Source organism: Paenibacillus luteus (assembly GCF_006542765.1).
GTDB lineage: Bacteria > Bacillota > Bacilli > Paenibacillales > Paenibacillaceae > Pristimantibacillus > Pristimantibacillus luteus.
This window is the reverse complement of the sequence record NZ_SKCD01000020.1, coordinates 55513-71733: the sequence shown is the minus strand read 5'-3', so window position 1 is coordinate 71733 and position 16221 is coordinate 55513. Positions and strand designations below refer to the sequence as shown.

Annotated in this window: 14 protein-coding genes; all 14 read right to left on the bottom strand. The window is 46.5% G+C overall.

Features of this window, described 5'->3' with window-relative positions; translation table 11 throughout:
- Positions 1-11 precede the first annotated feature (11 nt).
- Positions 12-1724, bottom strand: coding sequence for an alpha-1,3-galactosidase-related protein (locus E0496_RS16025; RefSeq protein WP_141502794.1), 1713 nt, complete (start codon positions 1722-1724; stop codon positions 12-14).
- A 79-nt stretch (positions 1725-1803) separates the two neighbouring features.
- On the bottom strand, positions 1804-3231 hold the full coding sequence (locus E0496_RS16020; protein ID WP_141502793.1) for a type 2 periplasmic-binding domain-containing protein: 1428 nt from the start codon (positions 3229-3231) through the stop codon (positions 1804-1806).
- Positions 3232-3270: 39 nt separating this feature from the next.
- The gene (locus E0496_RS35620) at positions 3271-3447 is read right to left on the bottom strand and encodes a hypothetical protein (RefSeq protein ID WP_161601445.1); all 177 of its coding nucleotides are present in this window, start codon (positions 3445-3447) and stop codon (positions 3271-3273) included.
- Positions 3448-3495: 48 nt separating this feature from the next.
- Entirely contained in the window at positions 3496-4392 is an 897-nt protein-coding gene (locus E0496_RS16015) for a carbohydrate ABC transporter permease (RefSeq protein ID WP_141502792.1), read from the bottom strand.
- Complete coding sequence (locus tag E0496_RS16010; protein ID WP_139996473.1) at positions 4392-5297, bottom strand: ABC transporter permease; 906 nt, start codon at positions 5295-5297, stop codon at positions 4392-4394. Before E0496_RS16010 ends, E0496_RS16015 begins: the two co-directional genes overlap by 1 nt.
- Positions 5298-5482: 185 nt before the next feature.
- The gene (locus E0496_RS16005; RefSeq protein WP_141502790.1) at positions 5483-6907 is read right to left on the bottom strand and encodes a response regulator; all 1425 of its coding nucleotides are present in this window, start codon (positions 6905-6907) and stop codon (positions 5483-5485) included.
- Complete coding sequence (locus E0496_RS16000; protein WP_161601444.1) at positions 6900-8693, bottom strand: sensor histidine kinase; 1794 nt, start codon at positions 8691-8693, stop codon at positions 6900-6902. The genes E0496_RS16005 and E0496_RS16000 overlap by 8 nt, the downstream gene beginning before the upstream one ends.
- A 240-nt stretch (positions 8694-8933) precedes the next feature.
- Positions 8934-9659 (bottom strand): polysaccharide deacetylase family protein, encoded by a 726-nt coding sequence (locus E0496_RS15995; protein WP_141502826.1) that lies wholly within the window; start codon positions 9657-9659, stop codon positions 8934-8936.
- Between the two features lie 92 nt (positions 9660-9751).
- Complete coding sequence (locus E0496_RS15990; RefSeq protein WP_141502788.1) at positions 9752-10426, bottom strand: YhcN/YlaJ family sporulation lipoprotein; 675 nt, start codon at positions 10424-10426, stop codon at positions 9752-9754.
- Positions 10427-10495: 69 nt separating this feature from the next.
- Entirely contained in the window at positions 10496-11350 is an 855-nt protein-coding gene (locus tag E0496_RS15985) for a polysaccharide deacetylase family protein (RefSeq protein WP_161601443.1), read from the bottom strand.
- A 218-nt stretch (positions 11351-11568) separates the two neighbouring features.
- Positions 11569-12459, bottom strand: coding sequence for a transglutaminase family protein (locus tag E0496_RS15980; RefSeq protein ID WP_141502786.1), 891 nt, complete (start codon positions 12457-12459; stop codon positions 11569-11571).
- Positions 12456-13451, bottom strand: a complete 996-nt coding sequence (locus E0496_RS15975) for an alpha-E domain-containing protein (protein ID WP_141502785.1) — start codon at positions 13449-13451, stop codon at positions 12456-12458. Before E0496_RS15975 ends, E0496_RS15980 begins: the two co-directional genes overlap by 4 nt.
- Before the next feature lie 19 nt (positions 13452-13470).
- Positions 13471-14928: a circularly permuted type 2 ATP-grasp protein gene (locus E0496_RS15970; protein ID WP_141502784.1), complete on the bottom strand. Its 1458-nt coding sequence runs from the start codon at positions 14926-14928 to the stop codon at positions 13471-13473.
- Positions 14929-15155: 227 nt separating this feature from the next.
- Positions 15156-16190 (bottom strand): globin-coupled sensor protein, encoded by a 1035-nt coding sequence (locus E0496_RS15965; RefSeq protein ID WP_206669784.1) that lies wholly within the window; start codon positions 16188-16190, stop codon positions 15156-15158.
- Positions 16191-16221 lie beyond the last annotated feature (31 nt).

The window sequence follows — 16221 nt, the reverse complement described above, 5'->3', positions numbered from 1 at the left end:
CCTCCATCATATCAGGTTTCTCTGATCAATGAATTGCCTGCAAGCGAAATATCGGTACACGCCTCAAAGCGAACAACGTCCTGAAGCGCGCGAAACTCGTTTTGATCGCCCACAGCTACAATTTCATTGTTCATAATGCCTATATTACACGTACTTTTAGCAGAAAGCACTATCGCATTTTCTGTTTCGAATTTATTATTTTCAATGAAGATGTTGCTATGAACCGGATGCTCCGGGCTAACCTGCCTATTTTCTGGGGCAATAAAAATATTCGGATGCTGCTCATTTCCGCATTTTATAAACGTATTGTCATGAATCGAAACCTGCTGCACGCGGCCGGATTCATACCAGCTCTCGGCATCGGCTGCGATGAAGACCGCACTCATCGTCATTTTCTCGAACCGGTTATGCGCGATCTCCACTTTGCGCCGTGTCGTTGCCAAAACCCCTCGTGTCGGCACTCGTTCAAACGCATTTCCGGTGATTTCCATTTCGGGAGTCCAGGTCACATTCTCAATGACATCTTCGTACTTGATGCCCTCCGGTACCATATGCTCCAGCGTAAGCAGCATTTCCCGCGGATTCACAAGCTCGGCAGAAATCACTTTGCTGCTATGGTAGGCAATCAACGATTCGCCTCTTACGAATTCAACCTCATCTCCGGCAAAAAAAGCCTCGAAGCCATAGGTTTGATGATGCATAAACTTCACCTTTACCTGATTAGGGGCAAGCTGCTCCACGATGCGCAAATAAGTGCCATGAACGTTAATCGGATCATCATGCCCGCCGCTGAATTGGCTGTCATTTACTTTAATGAGCCCACGGCAGCCTGAGACATGGATAAAATCAGCAAACGCTGTAACCGTACGCCCCGTTTCCTTGCGCGGCGTCATATTCATACGCTCAAACGTGAGGTTCTCGCTGAACTGACATACGATCCCGAGGCCGTGCATAAAATGCATGCCAACATTCGTAAACCGAACGTCGCAGCTTCTGTTAATAAAGGCGCCAACCTGGTCCCTGATTCCGTCGCGAGTCTGCAAAATATTGCTGACCGCTTGATTCGGCGAATGATTCAAATGAACCTTCAACCGCCTGGGCTCCAGTTCCTCCACTTTCACCGCATTCTCCAATACATTATCAATACGCCAAGTGCGGTTTTCCTTCAGGTCCAGCTCCTGCATCGGGCCTTCAAGGAAACGCCAATGATCGGCTACCCAAGCTAACTTGTTTTCTGTGATCTCATAGCGATAGGAAGGATGTACAGCAAGCACGAGATAATTCGATCCCGCTTCTGCCACAGTCATTTCCACGACGGTCGGCTGCTCATAATCCACATTGACGTTGCGGATTTCAATATCCTCGCATTCATCTAACAGAAACATCGTTTGCTTGCCATGATATAGGAATAACGAACCTTTGCCATCAAGCGTAAACTCTCGCATCCCTTTCATAAATAGACCGATCGTTTTCGTCACATCCTGATTTTCCACTTCACTGGTCGTGTTTGAAATGTAATAAGGCTTTCTCGTCGCCTGTGCAGGAAAAAAATCATACCGCCCTGAAGCGCACTCCAGTACGACTGGCCCCTGAATTTGAGCAGCCGCTTCAATTGCCCGCTGCATGGCAGGCATAGCATCCGCCCCTGAATCAGGCCTGCCGCCAAAATCACCAAGCTGTAGAACAGCCAGCGTCTCACCGTTTTCCATTTGCTGCATAGCCATCTTTGTACTCCTCTCTTTTCTTCAGAAACACAGGAAATGCCCTGCCGTTTCCGACAGAACATTTCCTTCGTTTTGTTTCTTATTTTTGTTTGGCCATTTCTGCCGTTACTTCCGTAATCGCTTGCTGAAGACCTTTGCTGTCATAACCTTTCACCGTAGCTCTCCAGGTTTTGACCGGGTCATCCTTGCCGAGGATCATCTTTGTGAAGTCATCATCGAAATTGATCGCAGACAGCTTGTCTTTCGCAGGCGTAGTCATTGTGAAAAATTCGAAAGCGGTTGGCATTGGCTTAGCATTGTCCATTTGCCATTTTATTTCATCTTGAATGAACTGTATAGCTGCATCTCCATGAGCTGCGCGATTGGATTCGCTATCTTCGATTGCGCTTGCATTTCTCCAAGCAGCCAATTGCGAAATAATGTCCATTGAAGGATATTGTTTTTTCAAATCAATAAACTGGCCGTTTTCTTCTTTCGCACGGGTAATGACATATTTGTCGCCATCCTTCGTGTAATCCTTGCCCTCAATGCCGTAATCGAACAACTCTTTTCCTTTGTCAGACAGCAGCCAGTCATACATTCTCAAAATGCGGTCAAGCTTCTTGTCATCCACATCTACGTTGATCATGGTTTCTGACCACCATGGGCTGTTGACTTGACGGTATACCGTACCGTCCGCACCTGGCCACAGGTGTAAAATTTTCACATGATCAAAGAAGTTCAGCCCAGGATTATTTTTCTCCCATTCCGATTTGATGCCCGTGGCTCCCAAAATGCCGTCCGTTTTGAATGCAAACGCACCCGCTTTGTTTTGGTAGAACTTCTGATTGCCTTCGCCGGCTTTGGCAACCGCGAAATCCGGGTCGAGCGTGTGGTCTTTGTACATTTGGCGGGCTTGAACGACTACCTCGTCCATTTTCTTCGAAGCGTAGAACGGAATCCATTTGCCGTCCTCTTCTACCCAGCCCTGATTGCCCATTTGTGGGAACGTAGGAACAAATACGGATTTGAAGTAACCAAGCGTATTCATGACAATGCCTGTCGTGTCATTTTTGTTGTTGCCATCCGGGTCCTTCTCTACAAACGCTTTCAGCATGGCGTTGAATTCCTCGAAGTTTTTCGGGTCCTCAATGCCCAGCTTCTCCATCCAATCCTTGCGGACAAAGATCGCACGGTCAACCGCCCATACCGCTTCCGCCCGTTCAAGCGGGAAGGTCATGCGCGGAATCGCATACAGCTTTCCATCGCGCCGGATGCCGTCTACACCCTTAGCCTTGGCGACCTGCTCCAAATTCGGATAGGCGCTGAGGTCATCGGGAAGTGCATGGATTAGTTCTTGATTTACCCATTCATTATATGTGGCCGGGCTGTCATTCGTAATGCTGTTTGTAATAATATCAGGAAGCTGGCCGGCAGCAGCCCATACCTGAGCCTTCTGCTTATAGTTGTCCCAGCCAATATCCATCGGCTTTAGGGTGACGTTAAATTCCTTCTCCACTTGCTGCAATATTTCATCCTTCTGCTGGAAGCCTACGCCAATTCCCCACTAGGAAATAGAGATATCCATATGGTCCTTGTACGGATTGTCTGACACCTCAGCCGTTGGCGATGCCGTGTTATTGCTGGCTTCAGGCGCATGGTTAGCGGATCCGCATCCGGATAAAGCTGAGATGAATAATGCGCTTAATAACGTCAATGAGACAACTTTGTTTGTTTTCTTCATTTTTCCGTTCCCCCTGTACATTTATATAATAAAAGCATGAAGCTTCTACTACCCTTTGATCGAGCCAATCATAACGCCCTTCGTAAAATACTTCTGTAAGAAGGGATACAAGCATACGATTGGTAAAGCACTAACGACCAGAACCGCCATTTTGAGCATTTCCGGCTGAAGAGCCGAGCTGGACGAGACAACCGAGCTTACGCTAATGCTCGTAAGCAGCTGTTGATAGTTAGTAAGCAGCTCTCTAAGCAGCGCCTGCAGCGGCAGCAAATTGACGTCCGTCATGAACAATACGCCGAACCACCATTCATTCCAGCGGTCTACCGCATAAAACAAAGCGATCGTCGCAATCATCGGCTTGGAGATGGGCAAAATAACCTTGTACAAGATTTGAATCTCGTTCGCGCCATCGATTTTCGCCGATTCCTCAAGCGCTACCGGCAGCGTGCGGAAGAAAGCGATACAGATCATCATATAAAAAGTATTCACGGCGACCGGCAGAATCATAACGAACAAATTGTTAATCAAGCCATAGTTCTTCATGGTCAGATAGAAAGGAATAAGCCCGCCGTTGAAAAACATCGTGAACAAAATGCCTGACATCACCGCTTTGCGCCCTGGGAAGCCGCTTTTTGAAAGCACGTAAGCACCCGTAAGCGTAACTAGCATATTAATTAGCGTTCCGACAACCGTCACAAAGATCGTGACGAGAAAAGCGTTGAGGAAACGCGGCTCATGCAAAATGTAGCTGTAAGCCGAAAAATCAAAAGCCGTAGGAATCAAATATACGATTTGCTTCGAGATGGCTACCGAATCACTGAATGACATCAAAACCACGTTATAGAAAGGAAAAATCGTGCAAATGGTAAGCAGAATCAAGATCGTATGGATGATCACATCCGGCATGCTAATTTTTTTGCGTCGTTTCACCGTTTGTGCTGCCATTATACCAATCCCTCCCCGCCAAGCCGCTTCACCATAAAGTTCGCGGAGTACAGTAAGATAAAGTTCAAGACGGCTTTAAACAAGCCAACCGCTGTCGTGACTCCAAAGCTCAACCCATCTCCGAAGGCAGAACGGTACAGATACGTATCAATGATATCGCCTGTTTCATATACGCCTGGATTGTAGAGGTTGAACACCTGCTCAAACCCCCCGTTCATCGCATTGCCTACAGCCAGAATCATGAGTATCGCCGCCGTTCCCCGAATGGAAGGCCACGTAACAGCCATCAGTTGCTGGAACCGGTTGGCTCCATCAATGCGAGCCGCTTCGTACAGCTCGGGATTGATGCCTGCAATCGCTGCCAAATAAATAATCGCGCTCCAGCCAATTTCCTTCCACATGCTGGATAGAAACAAAATCGGGCGGAACAAGCCCGGATCGGTCATAAACGTCTGCTTGTCAAAGCCAAAGGAGGCGATAATCTGATTGAGAACACCGGATTCGCTTAAAAAGTTGAACATAATGCCGCTTATGATCACCCACGAGATAAAGTGTGGGAAGGTATATACGGTCTGATAAAACTTTTTAAATTTCTCTTTCGTAACCTCATTGATTAGCAATGCCAGAATGATCGCTGTCGGAAATTCAAAGATGATCCGTCCGCAGCTGATAATAATCGTATTCGTAAACGCTTGCCAAAAATCGCTTTGGTTCACGAGCTCCCGAAAGTTCGCCAATCCTACCCACGGACTACTCAGTATTCCTTCCCTGATGTGATACTCCTTAAATGCGAGGAGCACTCCATACATGGGAACGTATTGAAACAATACATAAAAGAGCAACGTAGGGAGGAGCAAAATATACAAGAAGCGATGTTTGTACATTTCCTTCCCTAATAAATTCATGATTGTAAAACCTCCTTGTAAGCGTTGTCACCTTCTTGCTCTATTATCGCTTGCCAGCCAAGGAGCGTACATGGACGCAATCTATTCGTTCTTTCTGCAAATTCAACCCTCTCCACAAAAAAAGAAAACCTTCATGGAAAGTTTTCTTTAAATAATCCATAGCGATGATATAAATCGTCCATATTTTAAAAAGAATGCGGTTTCTCGCGATATTGTGTAGGTGTTTTTCCCATCATTTTTTTGAACATCCGCGTAAAATAAAAATAGTCATGATAGCCGATTTTTTCGGCAATCTCTTGAATCGTGCCTGCTCCGCTCTCCAGCAGCTCGCAGGCATAAGCAATCCGCAGCTTGGCGATATGAGCGGTAAAGGTTTCGCCGACCTCTTTTTTGAACAATTGGCTAATATAGCTGGGATTCATGAAAAATTGCTCCGATAGGTCTTGCAGAGAGATATCCTTGCGAAAGTTTAAAGCCACATAGTTCAGAATGGAATTTACGGTCGGATTTTTTGTTTCGACAGACGAGCCAGCTGCGCTGCTTACATACTTGTTGATCAGCGACTTCAGCTCTCTCAGCATGCTAGGCAGATCCTTATATGATTTCACCAGCTGCTCGTAGCTGTACAGCATGCTCTCAGTCTCTCCGAGTTCGAATAAGAATGAAACCGTCATATTATAAACCTTAAGCGCATGCTTTATTGTTAACGTCCCCTCATGAAACAATACCCCAATCTTGTCCATGGCTTGCTGGGCCGCTACCAAATCCCGTTCCTGAATGGCAGAGCTGACCTGCAAAAGCCATTCGTTAAGCTCAGGGCCGCTAGTGAATGGATCTGCACTGCCCACACATGCAGCCTTACCGTTTATAAAAAACTGATGGGCAAGCACATCCGCAGCTTCAATCGCCTGCTTAATCTCATTTAAATCGTTGAACGGATCACTAATCCCAAGTCCCTTTATCGCCCCTTGCCTGTTCTTTTCCCATTCTAATCTAACCGCATCCGCTAGATGGGCATTCATCAGATAAGCTGTTTTGGAAGAGCCGATTTTCATGCGGGTTACTCTAAGCGATTGCGCCGGCAGCTCTTCTGGACCAACCGAAATAACAGCAACCAACGAATCTCCGTCACGCTCCAGCACGCCGTCTTTTTTCAGCTTATCGCTAATGAGCTCGTTCTTAGGGCCTGGCTCGTCAATCAGATGAAGAAGCGTGCGTTCGAAAGAGCCTTTTGACAAATTCAATTGCTTGTTCAGTCTAGCCAGAACGCTGGATATCTCCACTTCATCGAAAGGCTTCAGGCAGTAAGCAAACGCCCCTTGGCTAATCGCTTTCTGCGCGTAAGCAAATTCCGCATAGCCGCTTACAATAACAAATTGCATCGAAAACGGGAAGGACTTGCCCCGCTGGATCAGCTCCAGCCCATTCATTTCAGGCATTCGTATATCCGTAAAAACAACATCCGGCCTGCATTGCCCGATTGCCTCTAGTGCAGCAATGCCGCTATACGCTTGTCCTATTACTTCAAAGCCAAGGCTGCTCCAATCTACTAAATCCTTCAAGCTTTCCACAACCCAGCTCTCATCGTCCACAAGAAATACTTTATGCATCTAGATCCTTCCTCTCCGCCAGCTTAAGCTGAACTTTCGTACCCTGACCTTCCACACTATCGATCTGAATCCCGTATTCGTTCCCGTAAATCAGCTTAATCCGGTTATTTACGTTGCCAAGCCCGATGCTCTTCATATTTTCGTCTGCTGCCGGCGCTGAGGAATTTTCGGATAACATGCGGCGAATATGTTCCAGTCGCCCAGCTCCTATGCCCACACCGTTATCCTCAATCACGATGTGAAGAGCGTTTTCCTCATCCACACACGCTCGCATGGAAAGCTTCCCTACCTTCAGCGTCGGTTCGAAGCCATGGTAAATCGCATTTTCAACGAGCGGCTGAAGAATCATTTTTGGAATGCGATAGGACATCGCTTCCTCCGAGAAATCATATTCAACGGAAAACCGCTCCGCAAAGCGGATTTGTTGTATTTGAATGAACGACTCTATCATTCTTACCTCATCGCGCAGTTGTACAACATCTGCACCCTTGATGCTGTACCGAAAAATATTCGATAAGGACCTGGTCATCGTCTTGATTTTCGTTTGCTTCTCCACAACTGCGATACCTGTAATTGCCTCCAGCGTGTTGTAGAGAAAATGAGGGTTGATTTGGCTTCTCAAAAAAGCCAGCTCCGCCTTCTTCTTCTCCAGCTCGCTGCCATAGACCCTGCTGTTTGCTTCGAGCAGGCGCTGGGTCAACTGCTCGATCTCATCGAGCATTTGATTAAATTGTGTGGCCAGCACATTGATTTCAAGATAACCATGCAGCGAAATTCTCTTTTGAAATTCAATCAGCGTTCCTCGCTTGACATTCGTCATGAAAAACATCATTTTTTTGAGCGGCCGCAAAATATTGTTAATAATAAATGTAAACGGAACAGCCAGCAGAAGCAGGCAAATGCCTAGAATCGTAAGTTCTACCTCACGAATCTTTCTTAGGTCACGCAGCAATTCATCCTTCGGCGCCATGCTAAGGATAACGCCATCAATATCAGGCAAGTTGTCGGTTTGCATGACGTAGGATTTATTTTTCCACAGCACCGTTTGCTGGTCATTGCTTTGCCCGCTAATGTTGAGATCCTCTGGCAAAGCCGTTCCGATCTTGTTTTCTGTATTGCTTGTAATAATTTTGTGATCGCGGTCCAACAAATAAATTTGCGTGCTCGTATTTTTCATGGCATATTCCTCTTCACCTGCAAGCGCTTTCGGACTGATGATAAAAAAGAGCGTGCCCACATTCGTATTAAACAATTCTCCAGGCTGCATATACGTAATTGATGTCGCGAATATAAGCCCTTCAGCCGAGCCATATGAGCCGCCAAACGTCTGCATCCCAACATAATAAGCATTAAATTTTGTTTTGGGCAGCTTGCTTATCAACGGCGCCACATAGGGATTGCCACCGTTAATATCGACCCAGCCGCCATTATTTCCAGAAATAACGATATCGAGGACGCCATCCTTCAGCTCCTTTTGATTCGTGATGAGCTGGCTTAATTTTTTGAACATCTCATAACGGCGCAATGGGTTTTGCTCAACGAGAAAGCTCTGCACCTCTTCATTGTAGGATATATTTTGCATGAGCCGATTAACTACGTCTTTGTTGGAAATCACGTTTTTATGAATTTCCGTGACGGTCTGCCTCACATATTCTTCATGGTTTTTCGTAATCATCCCGGACATCATCGAATACGTATGCAAGATGATAATCAGGATAACAGCAATAGAGGATGCAGCCAGTATTAAGAGCTGGGAGCGAATCGAAAGTTTTCTCAGGAAAGTCAAGGAGCTCATCTCCATCACGATAATATAATCAAATACGAATCATATCGCTAATTATTACTGCAAGGCCAGAACGAGGTCAAGCCCCTTAGCCAAAACACGAAATATCCTATAATTTGTCCATAGCATGCCTAAAAATCGTCTATATGAATTTTTTCAAAATCGGATATGCCAATAGAGAGCTCGCATCTGAGAGCTCCCTTCGTCTATCGCTATTGCATTACAAGCTCTACTCTGAGCTTATTAATGTGTCGGAACATCCATCATGGTATTCATGAGTTCCGTTACCGTCACGAATTCATACCCTCGCTTGCTTAGCTCATCCAAAATTTTGTCCAATGCTTTAACCGTCTGCATCGATCCCGGTATATAATCATGCAGCAATACGATATCGCCGTTTCGCGCATTATTCAGCACTTTGTTAACAATCTTGTTTACGCCGGGGCTCTTCCAATCATTCGTATCCTGATGCCAGGACCACATGATCGTTGTATACCCTAGCGTTTTGGCTATTTCAATGGAATGCTCATTATAAAAGCCTCCGGGAGGCCGAAATAACTGCGGTTTTTTCCCCGTCAACGCCTCCAGCGCATTTTCCGTTTTTACAATTTCATCCCTGATTGTCGCTTGACTGATCGATCGCTGAAAGTACACATGATTAAACGTATGATTGGCTACCTCATGCCCTTCGGCAATTTCCCGCTTGATCGTCTCCGGATAACGCTCAACCTTGTTGCCAAGCACAAAAAAGGTTGCCTTTGCATTGTATTTCTTCAATAAATCCAAAATCATATCCGTCGTTTTAGGAAATGGACCATCATCAAAGGTTAAAGCAATTTTCTTGTCGTCGGTTGGAACCTCCCAAACGATCTCTCCCCGTTGCTCGTAAAAAAAACGGTCTTTTTTCACGGGAACGCCAAAACCCGCCAACAATAAGGCTATGAACAGCAGAAGCACACTCCGTCTCATCATGATCAACGATATTCCTCCCAGCCGCATAACGATATGTAAAAGCATGATGGACTGGCAGCCCAGATTGAGCTGCCAGTCCATAGAGATGTTTAACGGAGCGGAGCGGTTACCGCATTGCCAATGTCACGAATCATAATCGCAACATCATTGGCTAACGTTTTAATCGGATGGGCGCCTGTCATTCCGGCGTTCATCTTTTGAATTTTTTGATGCATCCCATGATCAGAGGTCACATGAATGCTATAAGCTGGATATTGTCCCTTTAAAGCAGCATAAACCTGCTTCTCAATGATTGCTTTTTTACCTTTATTATCAATATCAAGGCCTACGATCGCTTCATTGTTATGCACAACAACAGTTGCCATTTTCACTCCGCTGACACTTCTTGCGCGGCTAGCCAATTGATCGGCGCTTTGCTTCGTATTCATGCCGTGCATTCGGTTATAGGTAGAGTTGCCCATTCGATTTTCCATCATATTATCCACGCCAGTACCATTGTTCATATTGTTGTACGTACGGTTATTGCCAGTCATATTGTCCATGCCGTTATACGTCGAATTACGTGTACGGTAATCCATCTCATTCATTCGACGATCCGTCATATTGGTACCATATGGCACCGCTTTGGATTCAATGCGATGCATTTCGTTTTTGGCTTTCATGGATTGCTGCTTCACGGTATGGTTTTGACTACACGCGGACATGGAAAAGCCAATTGCTACAACCATTAAAGATGTTATAACGGGTTTTAATTGTTTTTTCACTTCAAAGCACCTCCTGTTTGATGCTTATAAGGTGTGCTAAACAAGGTCAATCATACATGGAAAAAGATATTATCTTCTGATGCGCAAGTGCCTCGCTTTTTTTATGGCAGCATGGAGCTGCATCGGAGTGATGCCCGGGCTGCCCGCATTTATTCGAGGTAACTCCAGCATATTCATTCCTTTTTTTATCAATGCAGGTTTTGTAGTAAAGCCATAACGCACCCCTGATTTAAGCAAGACAGGAAACGAGTCCCGCGAATAAATGCCAAAGGGATAGCTAATGGCATCGGGTTTTGCAACTCCGGCACCCTTTAGTACCTTCAAGCAAGCAGAAGTATCATCATAAACCAAGGATTGAAGAGTCAATTCACCTTTTTTTAAGCCCATCTTTTTGTCGATATAAGTGAAAGCACTTTTCTCTCCTATTTTTCTATGCAATTGATTTGTATGACACTGAATGTCAATCGCTGGGGAGTGACCCATCATTTCCTTAATTTCCTGGTAAGATAAATGAGGAATTTGAGGCGATTTCTTCTTAAAATAATCCGTTATTGAGAAATTGACAGCTGGTATCTCAAGATCCTTTAATATGGGGTATGCAAATGTATGAAAACTTTTATACCCATCATCAAAGGTAAGCAGAACGGCATTGTTCGGCACTTTTCCGCCTGCCAAAAAACGTCGCAATTGCTCCAAAGTTATAAATTGATAACCCCTGCTTCTCAAAAAAACGAGCTGGTCCCGAAACTGCATAGGGGAAATGGTCGAAGAGCTCGTATCTTTGTCGTGAACATGATGGTACATCAATACGGCTACCCTATCCTTATAATCAAAGGAAGTTGTTGTTGCTGAAACGCTTGAGGCACTGACAATCAAAAGGCAAAACAAACAAAGAACAAGCCCTGCTCGGTAAACAGCATTCATATCGGCTCTACGCTCCCTTCTGCATGAAATCATAAACACAAAAGAAAACCCAATGTATCGTAGTGTTAAGTTCTGCATTGCCAAAGCATTGATACGTGGTAAAAGTAGCTTTAAATGGGACTCCTTCTGCTAAAGGGAGCAAGACTATATTTTACGCAAAAAAACAGCAAGTCGCTGTTCGCGACTCACTGTCCTTTGGATGCTCAACTATTCCATTCTCAATCCTCAACATTGCGTACGTCGACCGTCACATGCAGGATTTGCTCGCCAGTACCTCGGTAGACACCCTTTACGGGCACAATGTCCTTATAATCACGTCCGTGCCCAAGTTTTACGTAGCGCTCACCCACGGGATCCATATTTGTCGGGTCAAAGCTGCACCAGCCGAGTCCAGGCACGAATGCTTCTACCCAGGCGTGGGAAGCCTGTTCAAAGTCTGCGCTGCCTCCCTGCAAATCACCAACAAAGTGATAACCGCTTACGTATCTCGAAGGAATGCCGAAGGCTCTACAGCTGGCAATCATCAGATGCGCAAAGTCCTGGCATACGCCCCTTTTACTAAGAAACATATCCGATGCCCGCGTCTTCACGTCCGTCGCTTCAGGATCATAAATGAACTCCGTACGAATTTTCGTTGATAGTGCACTAAGCCAGTCCAACACACTGGAAGGCCCCGTCCCGCTTGACTCGTCAATCTCACGGGCGAAGCGCTCAACCTCTTCGGTCACGGCCGTATATTCCGTCGTAAGCAAGAACTCCGTAAATCGGTTTGCCGCATCCTCCGTTCTCAACCAGCCCCACGCCTGCCCAACAGGTCGCTTGCTCAAATACTGCGCCCGCTCCTCTGAAGAAGGCGCCTGCTTCGTGACTACCGTCATTTGAGTTCGAATGGTCAGCCGCTTGTGAGGACCGTTGACGGAGAAGGCATGGACTCGATTGCCGAAATAATCCTCATACGTAAATAATGAAGCATTAGGCTCAATAGAAATGGCTTGTTGATAGCAAGATTGCCGTTCATTAGTGCTAGGTGTGAGCCTAATTTCATTGACACTGTCCGTAACCGTCTCTGCGTATTCGTATTGCGTCACATGAGAAATGCTCAGCTTCATGCGCTTGCCTCCCCCATGCGAAAAAAGGTTTTCGCAAACGCCATCCCAAGCTGTTGGCAAGCATCAAGCAGATGCGCCACGATAGTCCCGCTCCGGTCAATGACCATATCTTCTCGTTCCAAGCAAGCGAGGTCTGCCTTCACCTTTCCAACCTGACGAAGCACACGCTCATGTGCTGTCCGCAGCTGTTTGTCCTGCAGCTCGATATCCCGCATATGGTCATCCAAGGAATGCAGCGCGAAATGGAGGGAGCGTGGAAATGCGTCATTGAGGACAACAAATTCAATAATCGATTCCACCGAAATGCCATCCGCATAATAACGGCGAAACGCTTGATAGCCGCTAACAGAGCGCAGTACAGCCTGCAAATAGGAGTAAGCATTGGCGTTGTTGAACCCTTCTCCGCTGGCTGCGTTTCCGACCGCTTTGATAATGCGCAGCGTATTCTCTGAACGTTCTAGAAACCGGCCGCACTCAATAAAATGCCATTCGTTTTCCCTTGGCATGACTGATTGGCTGACGCCTTGAAACAACGCTGTCCATTCCTTGATCCGCCCAAAAAAGATATGCGGGGATTCGCGCAGCAGGTCATCCGGTTGTTTCTCGCGCAGCCATAAATAAAACCCATTCGTTGCGTCCCACATTTCACTCGGCACCTTCTCACGCAGCGTACGCAGGTTGCCGCGGGCATGGCTAACACAGGAGACCAGCGAATTCGCATTATCGCGATCAAGCGTGGTGTAGAACAACACATCCCTCTCGTTATAGCTGCCGTACTGCTGTTCATAGGCCTCGCGGCTGCCCAGCGCATCAACGATTCTCGCCCATTTGGAATAGGACTCGGTCGTTTCGGTTCCCTGTTTTCCCTCCGCACCAGTCGTATCCTCATCTACCTGCAAATGATAGTGAACATCAATGAGCCTGGCATGATTTTCAGCACGCTCCATATAACGACCAATCCAAAATAATGCCTCTGCATTGCGGTTCAGCATCGCATTCCCTCCAAATTATTTATCGATTAAGGACCCACGTATCCTTGACTCCGCCGCCCTGTGAAGAATTGACCACGAGTGAGCCCTCCTGCATGGCTACACGCGTTAAACCTCCCGGAATGACATGCGTCTCTTCTCCCATCAATGCAAAGGCTCGCAAATCAATATGGCGGGGCGTCATGCCCCCATCCACCATGACCGGCGCGCGCGAGAGCTTCATCGTCGTTTGCGCGATGTAGCGTTCCGGCTCGCGTTTGATCGCTTCAGCAAACGCCTGAATTTCGCTTTTTGTAGCACTTGGGCCGATTAGCATACCGTAGCCGCCCGAGAGGGAGGTTTCCTTCACCACGAGCTGATCTAGATGTTCAAGCACATATTCACGCTCTTCCTTGCGCGATAAAATATAGGTAGGCACATTGTGGAGGAGCGGCTCTTCACCCAAATAGTAACGGATCATATCTGGGACGTATGCATAAACCGCTTTGTCGTCAGCTACACCGGTGCCTGGCGCATTGGCTATCGCAACGTTGCCTGCACGGTAAGCATTCATCAAGCCGGGAACGCCTAACACCGAATCTGGCTGGAAGGCAAGTGGATCAAGAAAATCATCGTCAATGCGGCGATAGATCACATCCACCTGGCGAAGGCCGCGTAAATCACGCAAATAAATTTTGTGGTCCTTGTAAACAAGATCCCTGCCTTCCACAAGATGAATGCCCATTTGCTGCGCCAAGAAAGTATGCTCGTAATAAGCGGAGTTGAAAGCGCCTGGCGTAAGCAGAACGATTAACGGATCACGTTTGCCGTTAGGGGAAAGGGCACGGAGCGAACTAAGGAAGCAGTTCAAGCTCCGATCTATGCTTTGAACCGAGCTAGACAAATAAAGGTCGTGGAAGAGCTCGCTCATCAGCGTCCTGCCTTTAAATAAGTAAGAGAATCCTGAGGGCGAACGCAAATTGTCCTCCAGCACGTAGTACCTGCCTTTTTCGTCGCGGATTAAATCAATGCCCGATGCTGTAATATATACACCGCCAGGTACATGTAGACCAGCCATTTCTGGACGAAAATAAGTATTCGACACAATCATCCTCCGAGGAATGATGCCGTCTGCCACGATCTTCTGACCATGGTAAACATCATGAATGAAAGCGTTCAATGCGCGGATCCGCTGTCTCACTCCCCGGTCAACAACTTCCCATTCATGCCTCGGAATGACACGAGGAATATAATCGAACGGAATCGTCCTCTCCAAAGGCTCGTTTTGCGCCTCGCTGTAAAGCGTAAACGTGATGCCCTCCTCCATCATCCTTTGGTTAATCGCATTTTGACGAATCGCAAGCTCTGCCGGTTTGATTCTCCCAAATAAACGATGGACGCTGTCATAATGAGCCCGAACGGAAAAATCCTTTTCGAACATCTCATCGTAAAAGGTTTGAGAATCATAATATTGCGATTGCGACTGTTTGGCCGTCGACATGACAACCGCCTCCTTCATGATGGGCGCTGCACCAATTTGGTACGAGCTGGGTGAACATTCGATCAAATATGTTATAATTATGTCAAAAAACTTAACATTTATAACAGAATTGCATCTTAATGTTAGGATTATCATACTAAAAACTGAAAATTGTGTCAACTTATATAACGCGAAAGCAGGAACCCTCGGTTGAGAGAATTCCTGCTTTTTCTGAGCTGCGTATGATACTAGGATTGGTTTAATTTCTGTAAATCTTTGGTAACCTTATCGACCATATGCACAAATGAGGCCAATTCTTGGGAACGGGCGGCCTGATTGCGCGCTTCCACTGAGGTTTGTTCGGATTCTTGGCGAACAGCAGACAGTTTCTTGTCAATCTCTTCAAGCTTCGACTGTATCCCTTCAAGCGCATTTCGAGAGGAAGTGGCCAGTTTGCGTACTTCATTCGCAACAACCTCGAATCCGCGTCCATGCTCGCCGGCTCTTGCTGCTTCAATAGCGGCATTCAGTCCGAGCAGATGTGTCTGGTCCGAAAGCCCGCGAATCAACGTACCCATTTCATTAATGCCGTCAAGCTCCTCGCGAAGCTCTCCCAATAGTGTATGCGTCTTATCCTGCGATTGCGAGGTTGAAATTGCGGTAGCCGCAATAGATTGCGCCCCCTCGTCCAATTCAAACATAAGCGACGCAAGCTCCTGAACCGCGCCGGTAACCGTAGTCAGCATCGCTGAACGATTGTCTGCAAGCTCTTGGATTCTCAACTGCTCATGCTGATTGTAAGCTTCGAGAACGAACTGGGAATCCAGATTAAACAATTTCGTCAATACATGCACGACTTCCTGCCAGTGCTCGGGAATAACGCGTTGAAGCACTAATGTTGAAATATCCAAATATGTCATATAAGCACCCAGATACCAATCCGTTGTCAATCCGATATTGGAATGGACGGCGCCAATCTTTATTCGATTATCAATATACGCTTGATCGATGACCCCCTCGGTCAGCGATATGTAGTACCACCTCTGTGTTTCCTTCAGGCGTTCAATTGTGCTGAACTTCGAAATCAAAGCAACGAGCTCCTGCTGCTGCCCGATGCTATCATAAAAACGGTCAACGACTTCATCGACGATTTTTTGAAAAATAGGCTTATATTGTGCCAGAAGAATCAAATCCTGATCCGTAATGCCTGTATACTCAAGCTGTTTCTTGCGTTCTGCTGATACATTAATCAACTCGTCCGACTCCTTCGGTGTAATAGTCATCCACTACCACCTATTATATCGGAAAACATAC